This window comes from Kibdelosporangium philippinense, from assembly GCF_021390435.2.
GTDB classification, from domain to species: Bacteria; Actinomycetota; Actinomycetes; order Mycobacteriales; family Pseudonocardiaceae; genus Kibdelosporangium; species Kibdelosporangium philippinense.
In genome coordinates this window covers 2775106-2795310 of record NZ_JAJVCN010000001.1, presented here as the reverse complement: position 1 = coordinate 2795310, position 20205 = coordinate 2775106, and the positions used below count along the sequence as shown (strand labels likewise).

At 64.7% G+C, this 20205-nt stretch carries 21 protein-coding genes; 5 read left to right on the top strand and 16 right to left on the bottom strand.

Annotated features, from left to right (window positions below; translation table 11 throughout):
* Positions 1-29 precede the first annotated feature (29 nt).
* Positions 30-1016, bottom strand: coding sequence for a polyphosphate kinase 2 (ppk2, locus tag LWC34_RS12730; RefSeq protein ID WP_233725257.1), 987 nt, complete (start codon positions 1014-1016; stop codon positions 30-32).
* A 39-nt stretch (positions 1017-1055) separates the two neighbouring features.
* Positions 1056-1613 carry a hemerythrin domain-containing protein gene (locus LWC34_RS12725; protein ID WP_233725256.1) on the bottom strand — a complete coding sequence of 186 codons (558 nt, stop codon included), beginning with the start codon at positions 1611-1613 and terminating at the stop codon, positions 1056-1058.
* A 146-nt stretch (positions 1614-1759) separates the two neighbouring features.
* Between LWC34_RS12725 and LWC34_RS58015 the strand changes: the two genes are divergently transcribed.
* Positions 1760-3019, top strand: a complete 1260-nt coding sequence (locus tag LWC34_RS58015; protein WP_233725255.1) for a PP2C family protein-serine/threonine phosphatase — start codon at positions 1760-1762, stop codon at positions 3017-3019.
* Here the strand turns inward: LWC34_RS58015 and LWC34_RS12715 are convergent.
* The 4 genes from LWC34_RS12715 to LWC34_RS12700 form a co-directional block, all read right to left on the bottom strand.
* Positions 2968-3867 (bottom strand): SDR family oxidoreductase, encoded by a 900-nt coding sequence (locus LWC34_RS12715; RefSeq protein ID WP_372496473.1) that lies wholly within the window; start codon positions 3865-3867, stop codon positions 2968-2970. The genes LWC34_RS58015 and LWC34_RS12715 overlap by 52 nt on opposite strands.
* 113 nt (positions 3868-3980) lie before the next feature.
* Positions 3981-4862, bottom strand: coding sequence for a manganese catalase (locus LWC34_RS12710; RefSeq protein WP_233726423.1), 882 nt, complete (start codon positions 4860-4862; stop codon positions 3981-3983).
* 149 nt (positions 4863-5011) lie between these two features.
* Positions 5012-5509 carry an ATP-binding protein gene (locus LWC34_RS12705; protein WP_233725254.1) on the bottom strand — a complete coding sequence of 166 codons (498 nt, stop codon included), beginning with the start codon at positions 5507-5509 and terminating at the stop codon, positions 5012-5014.
* A gap of 98 nt (positions 5510-5607) precedes the next feature.
* On the bottom strand, positions 5608-6351 hold the full coding sequence (locus LWC34_RS12700) for a hypothetical protein (protein WP_233725253.1): 744 nt from the start codon (positions 6349-6351) through the stop codon (positions 5608-5610).
* A 320-nt stretch (positions 6352-6671) separates the two neighbouring features.
* Here LWC34_RS12700 and LWC34_RS12695 point away from each other — a divergent pair, with 320 nt between their 5' ends.
* Both LWC34_RS12695 and LWC34_RS12690 read left to right on the top strand, forming a co-directional pair.
* The gene (locus LWC34_RS12695) at positions 6672-7895 is read left to right on the top strand and encodes an STAS domain-containing protein (protein WP_233725252.1); all 1224 of its coding nucleotides are present in this window, start codon (positions 6672-6674) and stop codon (positions 7893-7895) included.
* A gap of 145 nt (positions 7896-8040) precedes the next feature.
* Entirely contained in the window at positions 8041-8223 is a 183-nt protein-coding gene (locus LWC34_RS12690; protein WP_233725251.1) for a hypothetical protein, read from the top strand.
* Positions 8224-8405: 182 nt separating this feature from the next.
* Here LWC34_RS12690 and LWC34_RS12685 read toward each other — a convergent pair whose 3' ends face one another.
* The 6 genes from LWC34_RS12685 to LWC34_RS12660 all read right to left on the bottom strand — a co-directional run bounded on the left by LWC34_RS12685 (position 8406) and on the right by LWC34_RS12660 (position 13983).
* Positions 8406-8786 carry a hypothetical protein gene (locus LWC34_RS12685; protein WP_233725250.1) on the bottom strand — a complete coding sequence of 127 codons (381 nt, stop codon included), beginning with the start codon at positions 8784-8786 and terminating at the stop codon, positions 8406-8408.
* A gap of 40 nt (positions 8787-8826) precedes the next feature.
* Entirely contained in the window at positions 8827-10692 is a 1866-nt protein-coding gene (locus LWC34_RS12680; protein WP_233725249.1) for a CheR family methyltransferase, read from the bottom strand.
* Between the two features lie 63 nt (positions 10693-10755).
* Entirely contained in the window at positions 10756-11799 is a 1044-nt protein-coding gene (locus LWC34_RS12675; RefSeq protein ID WP_233725248.1) for a chemotaxis protein CheB, read from the bottom strand.
* A 178-nt stretch (positions 11800-11977) separates the two neighbouring features.
* Positions 11978-12697, bottom strand: coding sequence for an SDR family NAD(P)-dependent oxidoreductase (locus tag LWC34_RS12670; protein WP_233725247.1), 720 nt, complete (start codon positions 12695-12697; stop codon positions 11978-11980).
* A complete protein-coding gene (locus LWC34_RS12665; protein WP_233725246.1) occupies positions 12694-13287 on the bottom strand; it encodes a class I SAM-dependent methyltransferase in 594 nt (197 codons plus the stop codon). The genes LWC34_RS12670 and LWC34_RS12665 overlap by 4 nt, the downstream gene beginning before the upstream one ends.
* A 96-nt stretch (positions 13288-13383) precedes the next feature.
* Positions 13384-13983, bottom strand: a complete 600-nt coding sequence (locus LWC34_RS12660; RefSeq protein WP_233725245.1) for a TetR/AcrR family transcriptional regulator — start codon at positions 13981-13983, stop codon at positions 13384-13386.
* 68 nt (positions 13984-14051) lie between these two features.
* Between LWC34_RS12660 and LWC34_RS12655 the strand changes: the two genes are divergently transcribed.
* Positions 14052-14936: an SDR family NAD(P)-dependent oxidoreductase gene (locus LWC34_RS12655; RefSeq protein ID WP_233725244.1), complete on the top strand. Its 885-nt coding sequence runs from the start codon at positions 14052-14054 to the stop codon at positions 14934-14936.
* A 401-nt stretch (positions 14937-15337) separates the two neighbouring features.
* Here LWC34_RS12655 and LWC34_RS12650 read toward each other — a convergent pair whose 3' ends face one another.
* Positions 15338-15616: a hypothetical protein gene (locus LWC34_RS12650; RefSeq protein ID WP_233725243.1), complete on the bottom strand. Its 279-nt coding sequence runs from the start codon at positions 15614-15616 to the stop codon at positions 15338-15340.
* A gap of 456 nt (positions 15617-16072) precedes the next feature.
* Between LWC34_RS12650 and LWC34_RS12645 the strand changes: the two genes are divergently transcribed.
* Positions 16073-16732, top strand: a complete 660-nt coding sequence (locus LWC34_RS12645; protein ID WP_233726422.1) for a phosphatase PAP2 family protein — start codon at positions 16073-16075, stop codon at positions 16730-16732.
* A 69-nt stretch (positions 16733-16801) separates the two neighbouring features.
* On the opposite strand, the gene LWC34_RS12640 is transcribed toward LWC34_RS12645, so the two are convergent.
* The 3 genes from LWC34_RS12640 to pdxR all read right to left on the bottom strand — a co-directional run bounded on the left by LWC34_RS12640 (position 16802) and on the right by pdxR (position 20120).
* The gene (locus LWC34_RS12640) at positions 16802-17161 is read right to left on the bottom strand and encodes a TetR-like C-terminal domain-containing protein (protein WP_233725242.1); all 360 of its coding nucleotides are present in this window, start codon (positions 17159-17161) and stop codon (positions 16802-16804) included.
* Positions 17162-17669: 508 nt separating this feature from the next.
* Positions 17670-18587, bottom strand: a complete 918-nt coding sequence (locus LWC34_RS12635; protein WP_233725241.1) for an NADP-dependent oxidoreductase — start codon at positions 18585-18587, stop codon at positions 17670-17672.
* 207 nt (positions 18588-18794) lie between these two features.
* Complete coding sequence (gene pdxR, locus LWC34_RS12630; protein ID WP_233725240.1) at positions 18795-20120, bottom strand: MocR-like pyridoxine biosynthesis transcription factor PdxR; 1326 nt, start codon at positions 20118-20120, stop codon at positions 18795-18797.
* Between the last annotated feature and the right edge of the window lie 85 nt (positions 20121-20205).

Here is a 20205-nt window from a genome sequence, read left to right as displayed (position 1 = left end):
CCTACCCTCGAATCGGCGAAGTAACCCCGCTAGGCTTCGTCGGGGTGTAGCCCCGGGCCGTGGTCGGGGTCAACCACCGGTGCGATCGGGGTCGGGCTGAGCGAAGTCTCGTCCTCACCCTTTTCCAGCAGCGTGGCCGCGGCACCGACCACGCGGGAATCCGGCTCGCCGACGATGTCGTGATCCTTGTCCTCGTAGTCGATGCGGGCCAGCACACTGCGCATCGCTTCGATCCGCGCGCGTTTCTTGTCGTTGCTCTTCACGACCGTCCACGGTGCCGCTTCGGTGTCCGTCTCACGGAACATCGCGACCTTCGCCTGGGTGTAGGCGTCCCACCGGTCCAGTGATTTCACGTCATTGGCGCTGAGTTTCCACTGGCGCACCGGATCGATCTGGCGGATGAGAAACCTGGTCCGCTGTTCGGCCTGTGACACCGAGAACCACAGCTTGACCAGCGTCACGCCATCGTCGACCAGCATCCGTTCGAACGTCGGCGCCTGCCCGATGAACTGCTGGTACTGCCTCTCGGTGCAGTAGCCCATCACCCGTTCCACCCCGGCGCGGTTGTACCAGGACCGATCGAACAACACGATCTCCCCCGCGGTCGGCAGGTGGTTGACGTAGCGCTGGAAATACCACTCCCCCTGTTCCCGCTCAGTCGGTTTGCCCAACGCCACCACCCTGGCGCCACGAGGGTTGAGATGTTCGGTGAAACGCTTGATCGTGCCACCTTTACCGGCCGCGTCGCGTCCCTCGAACAGGATCACCATCCGCCCGCCGGTATCTTTGATCCAGTACTGCAGCTTCAGCAACTCGATCTGCAGCAGGCGCTTCGTCCGGTCGTACTCGTCGCGTGACATCCGCTCCGCATACGGATAGTTCTCGCGCCACTTGTCCACCACCGAACCGTCGGCGCGCCGCAGCACAGGGTCGTCGCCCTCCGGGTAGTCGACGATCAGGTCCGATCCGGCCAATTCGGGAAATCCGCTGAGAACATCGGCTGACTGATCAAGCACGATCCCGACATACCCGACATCCTCGGGCCGTAAACCGCACTAGCGCTTGAAGACCGACCGGATCGCGTCCCTGGCGCGGTCCATGATTGCCAACGGCGGTCCCAACAGGAGGTTCGCCGCGGCACTCTCGACACCGGGATGTGGGCGGGTCGGGGCAATCATCTCGGCAGCGCGCACAGCGCCCGCCATCGACCGTAGCCTCTTCTCGTCATGCGCCTTGCGCAGCAACGGGAACTCTTCTTGTTCCTCATGGCCCGCATGTGCCAAGACGTCCGCTTTCAGCTCCGCGAACAAGATGTCGAAGCCTTCCGCGTCCGGGCCCATCTCGTACAACGTCGAAAGGAGCTGCTTGGCGCGATGCTCCTCACCGACACGAGCGTCAACCACGACGTCGCCGCCGTCAACGTGCCGAACCTCGGGATGGAGCACCTCCTCCTCTGCGGTCTCGTGCACAGCAAGCAGCCGGACGAGATCGTGAAACGCGTCTCGGCGCTCGTCTCCGGTTGTGCCTTCCACGACGCCGAACAATGTCCGGATCTCGACGTGCTGGCGCTCCAGCAGCGCGATGACGTTCTCGTCTGCTCGTCTGTCAGTCATGGGGCTCCTTTTCGTCAGTTTCCGGTGTTGGACTACCCGGCGAACGAAGACGCAATCACGTGGTAGACCGTTTGCCGGAGCAGGCAGCGGGTACGACGACGACAGGCTAGTTCCATCGGCGGGACACTGAAGCGAAGGTGAATGGCGTGACCGGTGCCGGACAACGCTTCTCCACGCTGGCAGGCATGCTGGAGGCAAGTCACCTCGCGACAATGGAACAACTGCCCGATCTGGTCAGCCACTACGGTGCGCTCGCGGGTTTGTCCGACATCACGATCTTGATACCGGACTTGCGGCAGCAGTCGCTGATCACCTTGTCGGCCACAGGCGCCGTCGAGGCGTTCGCTGTGGACGCTGGCCTGGCAGGTCGAGCCTTCCAGCACGTCGAGCTCATCGAATCCGACCACCAGCCAACTGGTCACCACTTCTGGATCCCCCTGCTGGACGGAACCGAGCGCGTGGGGGTTCTCGGCACCGTATCCGCAGAAAACGACGCGGCCTCGGTGGAGCTGGTTCGCGCGCTGGCATCGCTGCTCGCCGTGCTCATCGTCAGCAAGAGAACCCACAGTGACTCTTTCGCCCGACTCGTACGGACAAGACCGATGTCGGTGGCTGCTGACGTTGTGTGGCCGCTGATGCCACCGTTGTCATTCGCCACTGAAGGACTGGTGATCACTGGCCTTTTGGAGCCTGCCTATGAAATCGGCGGCGATGCCCTCGATTACGCCATCGACGGCGACACTGCGCACCTGTCCATCTTCGATGCCATGGGACACGACCAAGCCGCCGGACTGACCGTCGCACTAGCCACCGGCACCTGCCGCAACTCCCGGCGGCACCATCGCAGCCTGGCGGAGACCAGTGTCGACATCGACACCGCGATCGGCAACCACTTCGACCGGCGCCGCTTCGCCACTGGCATCGTCGCCAACCTCGACAATCGAACCGGACTGTTCAGCTGGGTCAACCGTGGCCACCCACCGCCGCTGCTGATCCGGCAAGGCCGTTGGCTCAAACAGCTGGAATGCCGGCCGACACCGCCCATGGGATTCCAGATTCCGATCCCACCTGTGCGCTGCCAGCGACATTTGCAGCCAGGTGACCGCCTGGTGCTCTACACCGACGGCATCGTGGAAGCTCGTGACTCCGTTGGCCAGCAGTTCGGTCTACAGCGGTTCACCGACTACATCATCCGCCACGAGGCCGACGGCCTCTCCGCACCGGAAACACTGCGCAGGCTGATGCGTACGATCCTCGCCTACCAGAACGATCGCTTACAGGACGACGCCAGCGTCTTGATGGTGGAGTGGCGCAGCTCGCACGAGCGTCGCATGCTCATTTCCCATCCTGTTGGTCACGTCAGCGGTTTTCCCCCGGTGACGCCGAGCACCTCGCCTGTCACATAACTGGATTCCTGCGACGCGAAGTACACGTACGCCGGTGCGAGTTCGGCCGGTTGAGCGGCACGCCCGATGGGCGTGTTGGCACCGAACGAGTCCACTTTGTCCGCGGACATGGTTGCCGGAATCAGCGGAGTCCACACCGGACCTGGCGCGACGGAGTTGACGCGGATCCCTTTGCCGATCAGGTCCTGGGCGAGCCCTTTGGTGAAGTTGACGATCCCGGCCTTGGTCACGGCGTAGTCCAACAGGTTCGGCGAAGGCTGGAACGCCTGAATGGACGACGTGTTGATGATGCAGGAACCTGGCCGCATGTGCGGCACAGCCGCCTTGCTCAGCCAGAACATCGCGTACAAGTTGGTCTTGAGCACCCGGTCGAACTGCTCGGTTGAGATCTCGATCAACCCATCATCCTGCGACATCTGAAAAGCGGCATTGTTCACCAACACGTCGATCCGGCCGAACTCCGCCACCGCGCGATCCACAACCTGTTGGCATTGCTCCTCCGTCTGGATGTCGCCTGGCACAAGCACAACCTGACGCCCTGCCTCGCGCACGAGATCGGCGGTCTGCTTCGCGTCCCGCTCCTCGTCCTGAAGATAGGACAGGACGACATCCGCACCCTCACGGGCGAAAGCCAGCGCTACGGCCCTGCCTATCCCGGAATCCCCGCCGGTGATGATCGTCTTGCGGTCCACAAGCCGATCAGAGCCTCGGTAGGACTCTTCACCGTGGTCGGGCCGCGGCCCCATCTGCTCGCCCGTGCCTGGATGACTCTGTTCCTGCCCCTCCTGACGTCCCGGCCGCGGATACTGCGACCTCGGGTCCTGCTGGGCATACTGGTCCTGCGCCATCCTGGTTCGCCTTCCTTCGCCCGTCTCAACTCCCGGTATGCCCGCCCGGCAAGATCGTCAACCTTCGCCGACCGCCTGGCTGCGTGCCGCACGCAACCAGGCGGGTCACGTCGTCACTCTTTCTTCAATTTGTCCTGAACGGAGCCCGCGACCTTCTCGACGACATTCGGAAGGTCGGTCGTGCCATAGAAACGGGCATCAGGGTGAGTGGGTGGTGGCATCGGCGCGCTGGTGGTGGGGCCGTCGTAGTAGCTGAACTCTCCCTTCCCGTCCGGGGTCGTACCGGACGCCCACGGACCGTGGCCAGCCTGCTTGCCGTCACTGAAGTTCAGGTACTGGTACGAAACCTCCGCGTGTTCCTTGCTCTGCGGGAAGTTGCTGGGTACGGGGTAGTCTTCGATCCCCTTTTCCCGGAGTTCGGCGGCAGCGGCCATCCACTGGTTCTGATGTGCGGTGTCGCGCGCCAGCAGGAACGCCAACAGGTCACGCACACCGTGGTCGTCGGTCATGTGGTACAGCCGCGCGACCTGAACCCGTCCCTGCATCTCCGCGTTGGCGTTGGCGGTGAAGTCAGCCAACAGGTTGCCGCTGGCCGTGATGTACGTTCCCTGCCACGGGTTTCCCATGCTGTCCACCGGCCGCACACCGGCTCCCGCGACAATCGCGTGCTGCACATCGGTGCCACCGATCACCGCGGCCACCGTCGGATCTTCTTGGACGGCATCTTTCGTGATGCCAAGCGGTGCCTTTTCCAACAACCGCGCGATCATCGTCGCGAGCATCTCGACGTGACCGAACTCCTCCGAGCCGATACCGAACACCAGGTCGCGGTACTTGCCGGGGACATGCATGTTCCAGCCCTGGAACATGTACTGCATCGCCACGGTGATTTCACCGTACTGGCCTCCAAGCACCTCTTGCAGCTTGCGGGCGTAGACCGCGTCTGGCCGCTCCGGACTCGCCTTGAACTGAAGTTCCTGGCGGTGGAAGAACATCTTCGTCTCCAAAGACATGAGATGGATTGCTTGACGCACCTGGCTTCCCGCGCGTCAGGCCACCAAACCCGGCACTGAGGTTCTCAAGGACTTGAATTCGGCGGCCGCACATCGCATAAGGCGCAACCCACGAGCAGAACCGGGGCGGTTCAAACACTCGCTTGGCTTGCCCAACGCAGGACGACGGTGGTGCCACGCTCGTCATGGTGCAGATCGAACACATCGGCGAGCTGGTCCATCATCGCCAACCCCATGCCACGACCTGCCGCGCGGCTCAACGGCGCGGCCCATGTGCCGTTGTCCGAGACAATCACGTGCACCGCCCGCGCCAACCGGTCCCTGGCGGCGAACAAAGTCAGTTCGCCATTCCCTGCCGGGAAAGCGTGCTCCATCGCGTTCGAGAGGGCCTCGTCCGTCGCCATCACGATGTCCTGTCGCTCCTCGTCGAGCAGACCGGCCTCATACGCCCATTCCCACACGCGGGAGCGCAACAACCCCAGCCGGTCCGGCGCCACCGCGACCGAAACATGGAGATAAGGCCTGGTCAGGTCGGCGTCAACGACGACATCCGCCGCGAGTTCCGGCAAAGTCTCCGCCCATGCCCGCAATGCGGCGGGCAGTACGCGGTCTTGCTCTTGCGACGGCATCCCCTGCACACCTCTGAAGGCAACTCGTTGGCGGAATGTGTCCGGATTACCCACGTTCACGGCCCACAACCGTCCGTTGTGGAGCGCCAACCAGGGCATCACGGACTTCGCAGTACCGCCCATACCGTTTTCTGGCTGTTGATCTCGTCGGTGACGCAGCCCCAGCTTTTCGCCATCTGCGCGATAAGGAGAATGCCCGCCGCCGCGTTACGGACGTTGGACCCTGGGTCGCGGATCACGGCAGGCGCCGCGTTGTCGTCGCCGACCGCCACGGTGAGTCGGTCATTGCGCAGTTCCAGGCGCAATCGTGCCTCGGAGACCGTGTGCGACATCGTGTTCTGGACGAATTCGGAGGCGACATGCACCGCGTCCTCAGTCAGCGTGCCGGGTAGCTCCCACTCGAAGCATGTCCGCCTGACGAACTGGCGGGCTGCCCGGGGACTGCCAGGGTCGTGTGGCAGGGCGCAGAACGCTCGTTTGCCGGGTGGTGGCTGATGGACGTTCGTCAACGCGGTAGCGACGCTGTCGTACAAGCCGACGTATCGCCGGATCGGCGACTGACCGAAAAGTTCGGCGTGGTGCGGCCCCGTCGCTACCAATATAGGTATCGAGGGCCAGTCGCTTGTGCGGATCCGCACCGCTGTGAACACACTCAGCACTGTCGCGGTGGCAATCCGAACGTCGGCGACGTCGGCGATCAGCGCCCTGGGTTGCTCAATCACACACTTCAACAATGTGTCGCGCAGCGTCGAGTAAGTGGCTTGGCCGAGAACACCAACCACACGCACGATGGTGCATCGCTGGATTTCCTCGGTGTGGCACCACAGGTACTCCCCTGCCATGACCGGCTCCGTCCGACTACTTGCCACGATGATGCTGCCGCGTGAGCCTTGGCGCTCAACCAACCGAGCTACCTGTTGAACCCGGAACCACCGAGTGACCACAACAAACGTATTCCCGGCGCTGTCCGGCCGCAAACTGGTGCGTGAGCGGCCCGGATAAGAAAAACACCGCGTGGCGGGTTAGCGGCGGGTTGACGGGGCACACCATGGGTACCCCATTGGTGCGTCAGGCTCTGGCTGAGGCTAGCTGGTGGGCAGGGAGGGTTCAACAGCCGAAGCTCCCCTTGCATCTCCTCACGAGATCGTTCCAAGGAGCGCAGGTGGACCCAACCGATCACCGAAAAGCCGGCGAGGATGCCTCGCATCCACATTTCGAGTTCAGCCTCCAGCAGTACCGCGATGACCTCGTCATTGTGCGGCTGGCCGGTGAGATCGACACAGACAGCAGCCGCACGGCCGACTATTGGCTGCGGCACCGGATCCCGCCGAAATGCCGCTACGTCGTTGTCGACCTCAGCTCGGTGGACATGCTGGCCGCAGCAGGCGTGCGAGTGCTTGTCGAGCACGCCGACCGGCAGGAACTGGCTGGCAGGCGGATGCTGACGGTCGCAGGCAACCCACACGTGCGACGCGTCCTCGAACTGGCGAGGGCGACACAAATCGTCGGAACATACGACAGCGTGCCCTCGGCGATCGCAGCGTGCACCACAGCCACTCAACCCGTGCGACGTCCACGCGCCGACAACGACAGGCCAGCTGCGGACGAAGTGTCGACCATCCAGCGGGAATTGTTCGCCGCGCGATCCGCGTTGCGAACACGAACGGTAATCGCGCGCGCGTTGGGCATGCTGCAGGAACGGTACGGTCTGCCGAACATGGACGCCGCGTCCGAACTGTTGGGTGAGTGCGCGCGATACCACGATGTGCAGGTCCACGCCTTGGCCCGAGCGTTTCTCGCCGCGTCGGCGCCACGTACCGACATCTGGTTCCCCGGCCGCGCCCGGCTTCCAGCGCCGTCCCTGTCGTTCTTCCGTTTGCAACGGGAACACCGGCGAAACCGTGCTGTGGTGCTTGAGGCGTTCCTCGACACAGCATTGGGATACCTGAACACCTCGATGGGAGACGTTCAACTGGTCGAGGGCGCTGGGCTACGGCCGCGTATGGAGTCGTATCACGACTTGCCGCTTGATCTTGTGGATTACCTGGCTGATCTCGACGATCCGTCGTCGGCCGCCTGGCAAGCCGCGCAGCGCGAGGTCCGAGTGATCGAGTACGTGCCAGTCGACTCGGAGCACGCGATGTTCGCGAAAGCCGGTATTCACGCGCTGCAGAGCACGCCGCTGGTCACCTTCGATGGCGAATGCGTCGGTGTCGTGACCACCTACCATCTCGAGCCGTACTTCACCCCGTCCAAGCTGGCCTACGCGAAACTGGACAGCCTTGCGACGGAAACCGCTGATTGGCTGTGGTGGTACCGACGCACGGTCATCGTGGACGCGCTGGAGCGACTGCACAGCCACGCGCCGGACTACGTCAAGCGCTGATGTCCACTGTGGACGCATTAGTGTGCGCTAGCGTCTTAATTCGTTGACCAAGTAACCGAGCCGTCAGTCTGTCCATAATGGACGATTAATCGCCACCTGAGCCACACCTGTCACACATGCCACACCTGTTACCCATGTCGATGCCGTGAAGGTCACCTTGACGGCGTTGAACGCGCCGAATCTTCCCCTCGCAACGGCCTACCGCCCGCACCGGGCCGTGGCCCGTCAGCGTGACCGGGGCCATGACAGCCTCCGCACTGTGCCACAGGCAAACCTGCAGCTCACCGACCTGAACACCGGGCCAGCAACGCCCGATCGGCAAGCCTGAAACTCCTGGCGTGGGCGTTCACCGCCCCTCACTAACAGACGCGGGCGTGGACCAGCGCCGGACGACGCAGGAGGCGGCCCTCCCGCCGAGGAAACGCTGCATTCGAGGTCACTCGGACCACCTCGGATTGATCCTGGCCAGCGGAGACCGACGCCGCCGAACAAACGGTCCGAGACACACCACTAGCCGTCGACGGCTTGGTCGAACTGGACGGCGAGCGTGGCACGGTCGGCCGCCGCTTCTTCGCGGTGCTTGGCCGCCCGTCGCCGATGGTCGCCGACATCCCCGATACCCATTTCAGCCGCCAGATCATGGCGCCGCGCAGCGCGTTCGTGGGCCTCAATCGCTCGGAGAAATCCCTGCTTCGCGCTCATCCGAGCGTCGTCGGCGCGTCGCCGCGCCTCTTTCAGTGCTTCGGCAGCGGCTTCGTTGTCCTGTTGGCTTGAGTGGCACAGCTCGTCACCAGCGGCCAGCATCGCACGACGTTGCCGCAACTGCTGCGCACGCCGCCGCGCGGACGCTGCCCGCATGCGCGCCTGAACAGACGGATCGTCTGTGTCCATAGCCCAATGTCTCACGACGAATCGCTCTTCGACACAGTGCCTAATCGGCGTTCTCGATCGGCTCCATGACCAGAATGGCGCCCTGGGTAGAGCCGTTGTCCGGGCGGCGCAGCGCACCGACCGCGATCCTGATCTTGGTTTGCCGTCCTCGGCGGTTGACCGCGTCGAGCATCATTGTGTCTTCGAACGCCGGGTCGGTCATCGCGGTACGGACCGATGCCCGCAGCTCGCCGACCGGCAGGCCGATGTCGAGGTTGAGCAGGTGCTCACCGGCGGCCTCGTCCTGCCGCAACCCCCAGAGGTCCTGCGCGCCGTGGTTCCAGACCAGGATCCGCATCTCCAGATCGACAACGACAACCCCTGGCCGGACCGAGCTCAATATCGACTCGAGGAAATCCTTGACCTCGTCGAGTTCGGCACTGCGTTCGCGCAGGGTGTCGTTGATCGCCCGCAGTTCGTCGTTGGTGGACTGGAGTTCTTCGTTCATCGTCTCCAGTTCCTCGTTGGTGGACTGGAGCTCTTCGTTCGTGGTCTCCAGTTCCTCCACCGTGGACTGCAGTTCCTCGTTGGTGGTCTCGAGTTCTTCGTTCGTCGACTGCAGTTCCTCGTATGCCGACTCCAGTTGCCGGTTGGTGTGCTCGAGTTCGTCGAGCAGCTTGCGGGCCGCGGTGACGTCGTGGAACACAATGGACACACCGACAAGCCCGTTGTCGTTGTTCACCAACGGGTTGATGTGGATCTCGAACCACACCGCGTCACCGGGACCGCGCTGCCACTCCACATCTTTGATCCGCAACGCGCGGCGTTCCACCTTGGCTTGCTCGACGTAAGCGCGCAGCTCCACCGGACGGTACGAGATCTCCAAGTCCCGCAGTGGCCTGCCGATGTCGCGGTGTGACAGCCCGAAGACCTGTTCGGCCTGCTGGTTGATCAGCGCGACGATGTCCTCGCCGGTGACGACGACCTGGGCGACCGGGCTGGCCGAGAACGCGTGTTCGCGCAGCTCGTCGAGCCCGCCGACCTCGCCCTGCCGCTCGGCCACGAACGTCTGCGAGACGAGATGGCCCAAGCCGATCGGGTTGCAGGGGGTCTTGCGGAAGATCCGCCGCTTGAGGTCGACTGGATCAAAGATCCGGCTGTGTGACAACAACATCTCGGCCTTGCCGAGAAACAGCAGCCCACGCGGCGCCAGCGCGAAGTGGAACCGGCCGAGGATCTTGGCCTGTGTCTCGGCGTTGAAGTACATCAGGGTGTTGCGGCAGACCAGCAGATCGATCCGGGATATCGGGGCGTCCTGCACCAGGTCGTTGCGGCCGAAGATGACCGAGCGGCGCAGGTCCTTGCGGAACACGTACTGGTTGCCCTGCTGCTCGAAGTACTGCTCGATCTGCTCAGGTTCGAGATTCTGCACGTCAGTCGCGGCGTACGAGGCCTGCCTTGCCTGTGCCAGCGCCTGGTCGTCGACGTCGGTCGCGTAGATCTTGATGCGCTGCCGGAACCGTTCAGGTCCCAGTGCGTCGGCGAAGACCATCGCGAGGCTGTACGCCTCCTGGCCGGAGGCACAACCAGCGCTCCAGATCCGGACCGGGTCGTCCGGCGCCCGCTCGGCCAGCAAGGTCGGCACGATCTCTTCCCGCAGGTGACTCCAGGCTTCGGCATCACGGAAGAAGCTGGTCACATTGATCAGGATGGTGTTGAACAGCGCGCCGAATTCCTCGCTGTTGACCTGGAGCAGATCGATGTAGTCGCCGAATTCCTCCACCCCGATCTGCGCCATCCGCCTGCGCACCCGGCGCGCCAAGCTGGTCCTCTTGTACCCGGTGAAGTCGAAACCCCGCGTCTCCTTCAAATAGGACAGGATTGCCTCGAACTGGCTGTTCGGCTCACTGGGTGGGACGGTATCCACGACTGCGCAGACTACTCCGCCGGTCCGACCGGCGTGCTGCACGAGCTAGCGTGTCCGGCGTTGTCAGCCATCACCGGTCGGCTCCGGGCTCGCGGGCAGCCCTGTGAGATGCGCGCGCAGCACACCGGCCGCCTGCCGGGCTTCATCGGCCATCTGCTGATAGCGCTCGACCAGGCGTTCGTTGCCGCGCTGCCGCGCGTCACGACACATGCGCTCGGCAAGGTTGCGCTTCTCGTCGAGTGACCGCAATGCCGTCCACAATGCTCTCTCGAACACACCACCTTGCGCTTCCAGCAACGCCTCCACGGACCACGCGTGGCCCACCCGGCATCGGTAGCGACCGTCGGCGGAAGTGAGCTCACTCAGCACCCCCTGGCAGTCGGGGCAGGTGAGGCCGCTGCTCACGCCCACTCCATTCGCTTGGTAGTCGGTGCTGGTCCGCTGGTCACGGGCGATTTCGTTCTCCAGTCGCAGCAGCGAGGACGGCGACGAGGCCGGTTCGACGCTGTTCTCCTTGGTCAACGTGCCCAACAGCGGCCCGATCTCGGCCGCGGGCAGCACGTAGTCGGCGGCCACGTTCCGAATGGCGTTCTCCGGCATTCCCGGATACAGGGCGTCAGCCGGATCCTGGACGACCACCAGACCACCTTGTGCCTTGATCGCCACCAAACCCGCCACGCCGTCGTCGAGTACGCCCGACAGCAGCACCCCGATCACCCGAGGTCCCAAGCTCAGCGCGGCCGACCGGAACAGCGCGTTGATAGCCGGCCTGTGCCCGTTCTCGGTCGGGCCATGCGACAGCGCCACCTCGTCATCGATGAGCACAAGGTGGTGGTCAGGCCGTGCGACGTACACCGTGCCCGGTCGCAGCGGTGCGCCATTCGACGCGGTGACGGTGGGCAGGTTGCCGAAACGCCGCAAAATCTGCGGCAACGCGCTCGTGCCTCCCGCAGGCATGTGCAGCACGACCGCGATCGCCGCCGCCAGATCACCAGGAACACCGGCGATCAGGGTACGCAACGCCTCCACCCCACCTGCCGAAGCGCCGACCACGATCACATCGCGGTGTTGCGGCAGCATGCTGACCACTTCCTCGGCTCGGCCCACTCACGGGTACCCCGGTCGTGGCCATCAGAACCAGCCTCTGTCTGAGCGCAGCCGATACGACACTCCGGTGGGCTTCACCTCGAAGTGGACGCGCAGCGCCCCTACCTGGCGATTCGCAACAGCAGGGGCGTGAAGTAGGCCCGACTGCTCACGACCTTTCCCAAGCAGATCTTGGCGATCAAGGTCTCACCATGGGCCGACCCGAGGCCGCAGCGGCGAAGAATCCCGCACCAGCAGCGAGGTACCCGCCATCGACTGCCAGCACCTGCCCGGTGACGTAGCGGCTGTCGTCGGAAGCCAGGAACGACACGGCAGCGGCGACCTCGTCCGGTGTGCCGAGTGGCAGCAGCGATCCCTTTGCCGCGATATCTTGTGGTGAACCGTAGAAGTCCATTGTGCCTTCGGTGGGGATCAGGCCGGGGGCGACCGCGTTGCAGCGCACACCGAGCGGCCCGAACTCGACGGCGGCCATCCGTGTTACCGTCTCAAGCGCGGCTTTGGATGGCGGATAGAGGCCGAGGCCACGTGGCGGGAAGGTTGTCACCACCAAGGTGATGTTCACTACCGCTCCCCCGTCACGCATCAACGGCACCAGTTTTCGCATCAGCCGCAACGGGCCGTACAGGTTGGTGGCCATGACCTCATCGGTCGCATCCATCAGCCGTTCGAACCGCCAGATCGCGGCATTGTTGACCAACACTCTGCAGTCACTGAGGGACGATGCCAACCGATCGACCGCCTCTGCATCGGTCACGTCGAGAAGGTACGGCCGCAGCGATGCCCCGGCCGAGCCAGCGGTGAGGTCTGCCGCGATGACGTGGTAGCCATCGTTGCTCAAGCGATGGGCGACTGCACGGCCGATGCCGCTGGCGGCGCCCGTCACTACCGCGACCTTCACCGTTTCACCTGTACCGGCATGCTGATCCGGCCTCGCAACAGGTAGCTGGGCAGGTATCGCGGCTCCTCTGGCAAGGGCGAGATCGCGGATGTCCGCGAAGCCAGGGCCTCCAGCGCTATCCGGCTCTCCATCATGGCGAGCACGCCGCCGGGAGCGAGCACTTCGCGCAGGTGCAGCAGGGTCCGTTTCACATCAGCGGTCGCGTGCACCACGTCGGAGGCCAGCACGAGATCGAACGACCCGAGCTCGATGCCTTGTGCGGCAAGGTCTCCCTCGATGTCCAAGGTCCGGCCGGTGACGAACTCGTACCGCTGGTACCCCTCGACGGCCGACTGCACGAACGCAGGCGAGATGTCAGTGAACACGTACTCGCACCGGTCGGCCGGAAGCACCGGCAGCACCGCGGACGTGAGCCCGCCGGTCCCGCCACCCACTTCGAGAACGCGCAAGGTGCGGCCACGATCGGCCGTGTCGGCCAGCCGCCCGATCACGTGCCTGGCCAGCACGTTGTAGTACCGCGCGATCGGCGAGCTCTGATAGATCGGCTCGGTCTCGTCCTTGGCCCCTTCCGGGAACAGCAGCGTCAACACCTTTGTCGATGCTTGCGAACAATGCCTTTGCGAAGTCGGAAACTGATCTTCCTGAGGTGGCATACCAGAGCCCACGCCTGGCATCCGCTTGGCAGCTCAGCATCGTGCAGTGTCGTCGGCGCCCACCCCGTTGAGCACCAGATCGACTGTCCGAACGAGGAAATCGTCGGTCACCGGCCGCCCGGCAACCAACGCACGGAAGTAGGGCGGACCAAGTACCGCCTCGATCAGCTCCGCCGGATCAACCGGCGGGATCTCCCCACGCCGGATCGCCCGTTCGACGATCACCCCGTCGACCGCAAGTCGATCTGTCCAAAATGAATCGACCATTGTGGCCACTGCGGCCTCGTGCGGCGCCAAGGCAATTCCCACCCGCACCATCGCCTGCACCTCGGGTGTGAGCAGATTGGCGATCGCAGTACGGACCAACGTCAGCAAGTCGTCCCGCAGGCTGCCCGTGTCCGGAATCGGCACCCGCGCCGCGGCGCGCTCCCGGATCGCGTCAAGCATCAGCGCTTCCTTGCTCTCCCAGCGCCGGTACAGCGTCGTCTTGTTCACGCCGGCGCGTTTTGCGATGCCCTCCAGGCTCAGGGCATGGAACCCCACATCGACGAGTTCGGCAAGACCGGCGTCAAGCACCGACGTCCGCACATGCGCGCTACGACCGCCGGGCCGCCTGACAGGACTCTCAGCCACGAGTTGACTTTAGTCCGGCCAACCAGGAAGAGTAAAAGCAACGAAAAGTTGCTTTTAGGAGGTTGGAGATGGGCACACCGACTCGCCGATCCGTCCTGAGTGGTGCCGCGGCAGCGGCGGGACTCGGCGTGCTCGCCAGGCCCGCCGCGGCGGACCAGGCAGGCCGGTTCACCGGCAAAGTCGTCCTGATCACCGGCGGGACCTCGGGAATCGGCGAAGCGACCGCGCGAGCCTTCGCCGCAGCTGGCGCCAAGGTCGCATTCTGCGGACGCCGGACCGATCGGGGCCGCGAAGTCGAACGCGGCATCCGAGCCACACGCGGCGAAGCGACCTACATCCAAGCCGACGTGCGCAAACCATCATCCGTCCAGCACTTCGTAGGCAGCGCGGTACAACGCTACGGACGCTTAGACATCGCGTTCAACAACGCGGGCGTACAGATCAGCGCACCGCTGCACGAGGTGACACTCGAGCAATGGGACGACGTCACCAACACCAACGCACGCGGCGTCTTCCTGACGATGAAGTACCAGATCCCGCACATGCTCAGGACTGGTGGACACATCATCGTGAACTCCTCAGTAGGCGCGCTCATCGGGCGCCCCAACCTGTCCACCTACCAGGCCACCAAACAAGCCGTCCAAGCACTGGTCAAAGCCGCCGCCCTGGAGTACGGAAGCCAGGGCATCCGGGTCAACGCGATCCTCCCCGGCATCACCGACACCGCCATGATCCGCCCACCCGGCCTGGATGACGCGACGTGGCGACGCGTGCTCGCGTACGTCGGCCAAGAGAACGTCGACGGCTTGAAACGGACCGCCACGCCCCAGATGATCGCCTCAGCCGTACTCGGCCTGGCGGGCGAAGAATTCGCCTACCTCACAGGCGCTTGCGTGCCCGTCGACGGTGGAATAGCCGCAGGCAGGCGAATGCTGACACCACCCCTGCCATAGCCACGCCGGGCACAGAGCGCGGGGTTTGCCGACGTGGGCTTCCGATCTGCTCCGCCAGCCGCTGTTCCTTCAGCCGCGCCCCGCCGTAACTCCGCGAGCCAGGTTAGACCTCGATCCGGTCGCCCCGTTCGTCGTAGGCGGCGTCTCTTCGCCCGGCTGGCCTATCATTCGGACTCGCCGAGATCAGGCTGATTGAACGGCGCTGGTGGTCAGCGAGAAGCTTCGGTGGTGCACCGATCAAGCTCTTGCCGGTCACTCTGCCCGACCTGTTCGACCACTTCCTTGAGGGCCGCTTTGGTGACACGCCGTTGACGCTCACCAGTTGATGGACCAGCGGTTCGCGCCAACGCCGTCACCCGCGGGTCACGGTGGGCCCACCCTCCGGATCTGCGGTGTTGTGTCTAGAGGGTGCATGGCCTGGTGATGTCGAGTAGGTCTGGTTTGACTGTGTCCCAGTGGCTATGGAGTGCCTCATTGTCCTGTGTGGAAAGTTCGATTCCGGCACGGGTGATGGGGATGAGCGTGATGATCTGCAGTGCGACGTTGCCGTTGGTGAGGTCAGTGGTGTTGTCGCGGTTGTCCAAGATGGTGCCGTATTCGATGCCGGTACGGCGTTCGGTGACGAGCTCGCTGATAGCGGTGGTGATGAGGCGTGCGTATCCGGCTTGGGATCGTCGCAATGTGCAGGCGAGTTCTTCGACTGTAGCCGTTGACGGTGGGTTGGGTTTCAGTTCCGCGGTGGTGACCAGCGTAGGTGCGGTAGTGGCGTATCAGCGGAGCGGACAGGATCATGAACTGCATGGTGGGGCTGTGAAGCGCAGACCAAGATTCTCAGCCTGGGCTTCCAAATAGCTCACGACACTGCCGGGCTCGCCGGGTACGGCGTTGCACATGCAGAGAAATAATCCGAATAGCCTCGCAAAGCGGAACCATCACCACGGTGGTGACTATGGGCGAATTCGTCTCTGCGGAGTCTGCCATCGCTCGCGGGACCGCTGCCGCTATTCGACCTGGCCACGGCTGGTTTCCTGGTCGGGCGCCGGTGGCGCGGCCGTCTGGGCACGCAGCCGTTGCGGAGTCATGACACAACCTCGGCATGACGCGGACATTCCGGCGGCATTGTGGATCACGTGAGGATGCGACTGCCTGTGGCCGTGCTGCTCGCCGTAGCCACCAGTGTGACGTACGTGGTCATGGTGGGCACGGCCGGTGGGCAGTTGCTGGATTACGAGATGCTGTCGTGGTTCGACCCGACGTTCACGCGGGCGTCCGGCGAGGTGCCACTGCCACTGACCGTCCCGGCCCCGGCGTTGTTCGTCGGCACGCTGATCGTGGTGTGCGTGATCGGACTGGGCCGCCGGGTGATTCGGCGGACTGTGGTGGCTGTCGTTCTGATGGTCGTTGCCGCGGCGCTCGCGCAGCTGTTGAAAGTCGGGTTGGCTCGGCCGGACCTCGCCCAGCAGATCCCGTACACCGACAACAGTTTTCCCAGTGGGCATGTCACCGTGGCGGCCATCTGCGTTTTCGCGGTGTTGCTGGTGGTGCCCGGGCGGGCCCAGTGGTTTGTGGCCGTACCCGGATTTGTGTGGGTTGGTGCCGTCGGCATTTCGACGTTGGTCGCGGGCTGGCACCGGCCGAGTGACTTCTTGGGCGCGGTGCTGCTTGCCGCGAGTTGCTACGCCACCGCAACGGCATTCGTGGTGGAACGCGCAGATCACCGCCACTCTCCAGCAGGACAACGACATGCGCAAGGTCACCGCGTGGGTGCCGACCATGGCGGTGGGTATACGGCATGAACTTGTTGTGATCGTGCTGGCTTCGCAACGCCAGCCTGCTGTACCGCGAACCGCAGCCGACGCCTCGGCCTACAAACGTGGCACGGACCGCGCGTTGGGCGCACGCAGGATGTGATCGGCGAGGTGGTCGAGGTAATCGGCTTCGATCGGAGCTTGGCGGACGGTCATCCGCCAGTAGATGGGCGCGGCGAGCAGATCGAGCGCGAGTTCGAAATCGAGGTCGTCGGGCAGTTCGCCCCTCTCCGCCGCATCACGACCGCCGAGATGACCAGCCAGCTCATCGCCACCGGTCTCACACCAGAGTTCGCCGCCATGCTCGCCGGTCTCGACGAAGACATCCGGCACGGCGCGGAGGACCGCGTCACCCCGACCGTGCAGCAGGTAACCGGACGCCCAGCGCAGACGTTCGCCGCGTTCGTCTCCGCTCATCTGCACGCCATCACCGCGTAAGCCAAACCCCGCCGGGCGGCTCTAAGAAGCAATACTTGGAGGGCTTACTGTGGCGCGGTCGATGCCGTGAAAGGTAGATGTCGACCACGCACCGATCACGGCCGGTGTCGATCCGGCGGCGTGGTCGACTTAATCAACGGGAACTCATTGAATGATCTCGATGAGGCATTGCGGGAGAAGAAGCCTGACCGGCTTGCCCAACTCTACGAGAAGCTCGGGCCTGAGCTGCGGTTTCACCCAATAGAAGAAGGCCATCTATGCGACGGCCCATCCTCATGTGGTTGACGAGTGTGTCCGACGAGCGAGGTTCCCTATAACCCCAACCTTGTTTGGCGCACTGACCTGGAACTCCCTGGCGCGACCGGTGATCCGCGATGACCAGCACGCGCGAGGAGCATGCACGGCGGGAAGAGTGTCTTGAGTTCACGCGGGAGTCGCACGACGTCATTGTCGTACGAGCCACCGTCTGGCGATCGCCTCGCCGTCCTTACGGACGAACGCGGATGATCGTCTTGCCCTTGACCCGCTCGGTCGGGTTGAAGGCGGCGACGGCATCGTCGAGGGTCGCGACGTTTCCGATGAGCGTCCGCAGTCGCCCTTCCCGCACCCGCTGGGCGATCTCACTCAGTTGGGCGCGGTCGGCCTCGACGACGAAGTCGATCGCCAAGCCTTCGGCTGGCCGAGCCTCCGGCGGGCCGGCAATGGTCACCAGCGTTCCGCCAGCTCGAATCAGGCCCGCGGACCGCTTCTGGATCTCTCCGCCGAAAATGTCGAACACCACATCGACTGCGCCGACGTCTGCCAGCGAGTCGTCCTGAAGGTCGACGAACTCGTGCGCACCGATGTCGAGCGCGGCCTGCCGGTCGGCGGCTCGTCCGGTGCCGATGACGTACGCGCCGGCTTCGCGGGCGAGTTGCGTCACCATTGAGCCGACTCCACCGGCGGCGCCGTGCACCAGAACGCTTTGCCCCGTCTGAAGGCGGCCGTGCACGAACAATCCCTGCCATGCGGTCAGACCCGAGATCGGCAGGCTGGCACCTACTGTGAAGTCGACGTCGCCCGGCAGCGGCGCGAGGTTGCGCGCCTCGACGACTGCGTACTCCGCCAGGGTGCCGTCGCGGGTCCAGTCGGTGAGACCGAACACCCGCTGGCCCACCGACAGCCCTCTCGTACCGTAGCCGAGAGCGCTGACCACACCGGCCAACTCGTGCCCGGGAATCGACGGCGTCCGGTCACGACCAAGACGATCGGTCCACGTCGTGTCCCACTCCAACTCCCCCGGAGTGAACCCTGACGCATGAACCTCAACCAGCACATCGTTTCCCGCCGCCTCGGGCTGGGGTCGTTCCGCCAGCGTCATCCCGGCCGTTCCCGCGGCCTGATCCGTCACCACGATCGCCTTCATCCGGCACCTTTCTGTATCCAGTCCTCGCGGCGAAAATGGACGGTTCTATGGACCATTCCGTCCATAGAACGCCCAGCGCGGACAAGCCGAGCCGCAAAAGTCCTGCCGCGTTCCCTGGACGCGGTAGTCCAGTTGGTTGACGCTAACTCGTTGTCGGCCCGGAACCTGAGTCCACCTGGCCGCTCGGAACGGGAACCAGTCGGGTGGTCACCGCAGTGTGCGAACCAGCGCCTCCAGCGCGCCCGACCAGGCGCTGGCGGAGGGTGCGGCGAATCCGATGGCCACGCCGTCACGGTCCGATGTGGACCCGAGGTGCCGGAAGAAGTCGAGCGGCTCGACCGTCAGCTGTTCGCGAGCAGCGCGGCGCACGAGTTCGGCGCCGGTACGGCCGGGTTGTTCGACAACGATGTGCAGCCCGGCGGACATCCCGGTCACCCGCGCGGTTGGCGCATGCCGGTCGATCATCTCGACGAGCTGCTCACGTCGGCGGCAGTACTGCGAGCGCATCGCGCGAATGTGGCGGTCGTACGCCCCGGACTCGATGAAGTCGGTCATCGCCAACTGGTTGACGAACCCAACGGTCTCCTCTGCCCACCCTTTCTCCGCGACGATCGAGCCGACCAGGCGGTCCGGCACGACGAGCCAGCCCAGGCGCAGCCCCGGCGCCAGGGATTTGCTCGCGGTTCCGAGGTAGATCACGTGGTCGTGATCCAGTCCCTGCAACGCGCCGACGGGAGATCGGTCGTAGCGGAACTCGCCGTCGTAGTCGTCTTCGATGATCAGCGCGCCCCGCCGGCGAGCCCAGTCCACGACTGCTGCCCGCCGGTCGGAATGCAGCGCCACCCCCAAGGGGAACTGGTGTGACGGCGTGAGCAGCACCGCCCCCGGAGTCGGCGTATCGTCCAGTGTGGACAGGTTGGCGCCGTCCGCGTCCACCGGGATCGGGACGGCATCGAGCCTGGCCTTCAGCAACGCCTCGCGCTGGGTCTGCAGGCCGAACTCCTCGACCGCAACCGTCGTGACCCGGGCCCTCGCCAGCGCCGCGGCCACGAGCCGCAACCCTTCCGCGGCCCCGCTGCACACCACGACGTTGTCGGCCCGCGCGCGCAGTCCCCTGGCCCGAGCCAGATACCGGGCGATGGCAGCACGCAGTTCGCTGCGGCCGTGCGGATCGGTGTACCCGAAGGCTTCGAACGGCGCCGTGCTCACCGTCCGCTTCACCGCGCGAATCCATTCCTGGCGTGGAAACGACGACAGGTCCGGCCGCCCAGGCCGCAGGTCATACACCAGTTGCGGCCGTGCCGCCAGCGGCCGCGGCGGTTCCCGGTCGGCCACCAGCTCCGCCGAACGCTGCGCCACTTCCGTGCCGGAACCGTGCTGCCCCATGAGCCATCCCTCGTTGATCAGCTCCGAGTAGGCCCGAACCACGGTGTTGCGGCCCAGCCCCAGATCGTTCGCCAGCACACGGCTTGAGGGCAGCCGCGTCCCCGGCGCCAACCTCCCCGTGCGGATCGCTTCCCGGAAGGCATCCATGAGCCCCGCTCGCGCATTGCGCCCGAGATGGCCCACGTGGAGGTCCAGGCCGGGCGTCCGGGTACCACGAACCGCTTGTTCGGCT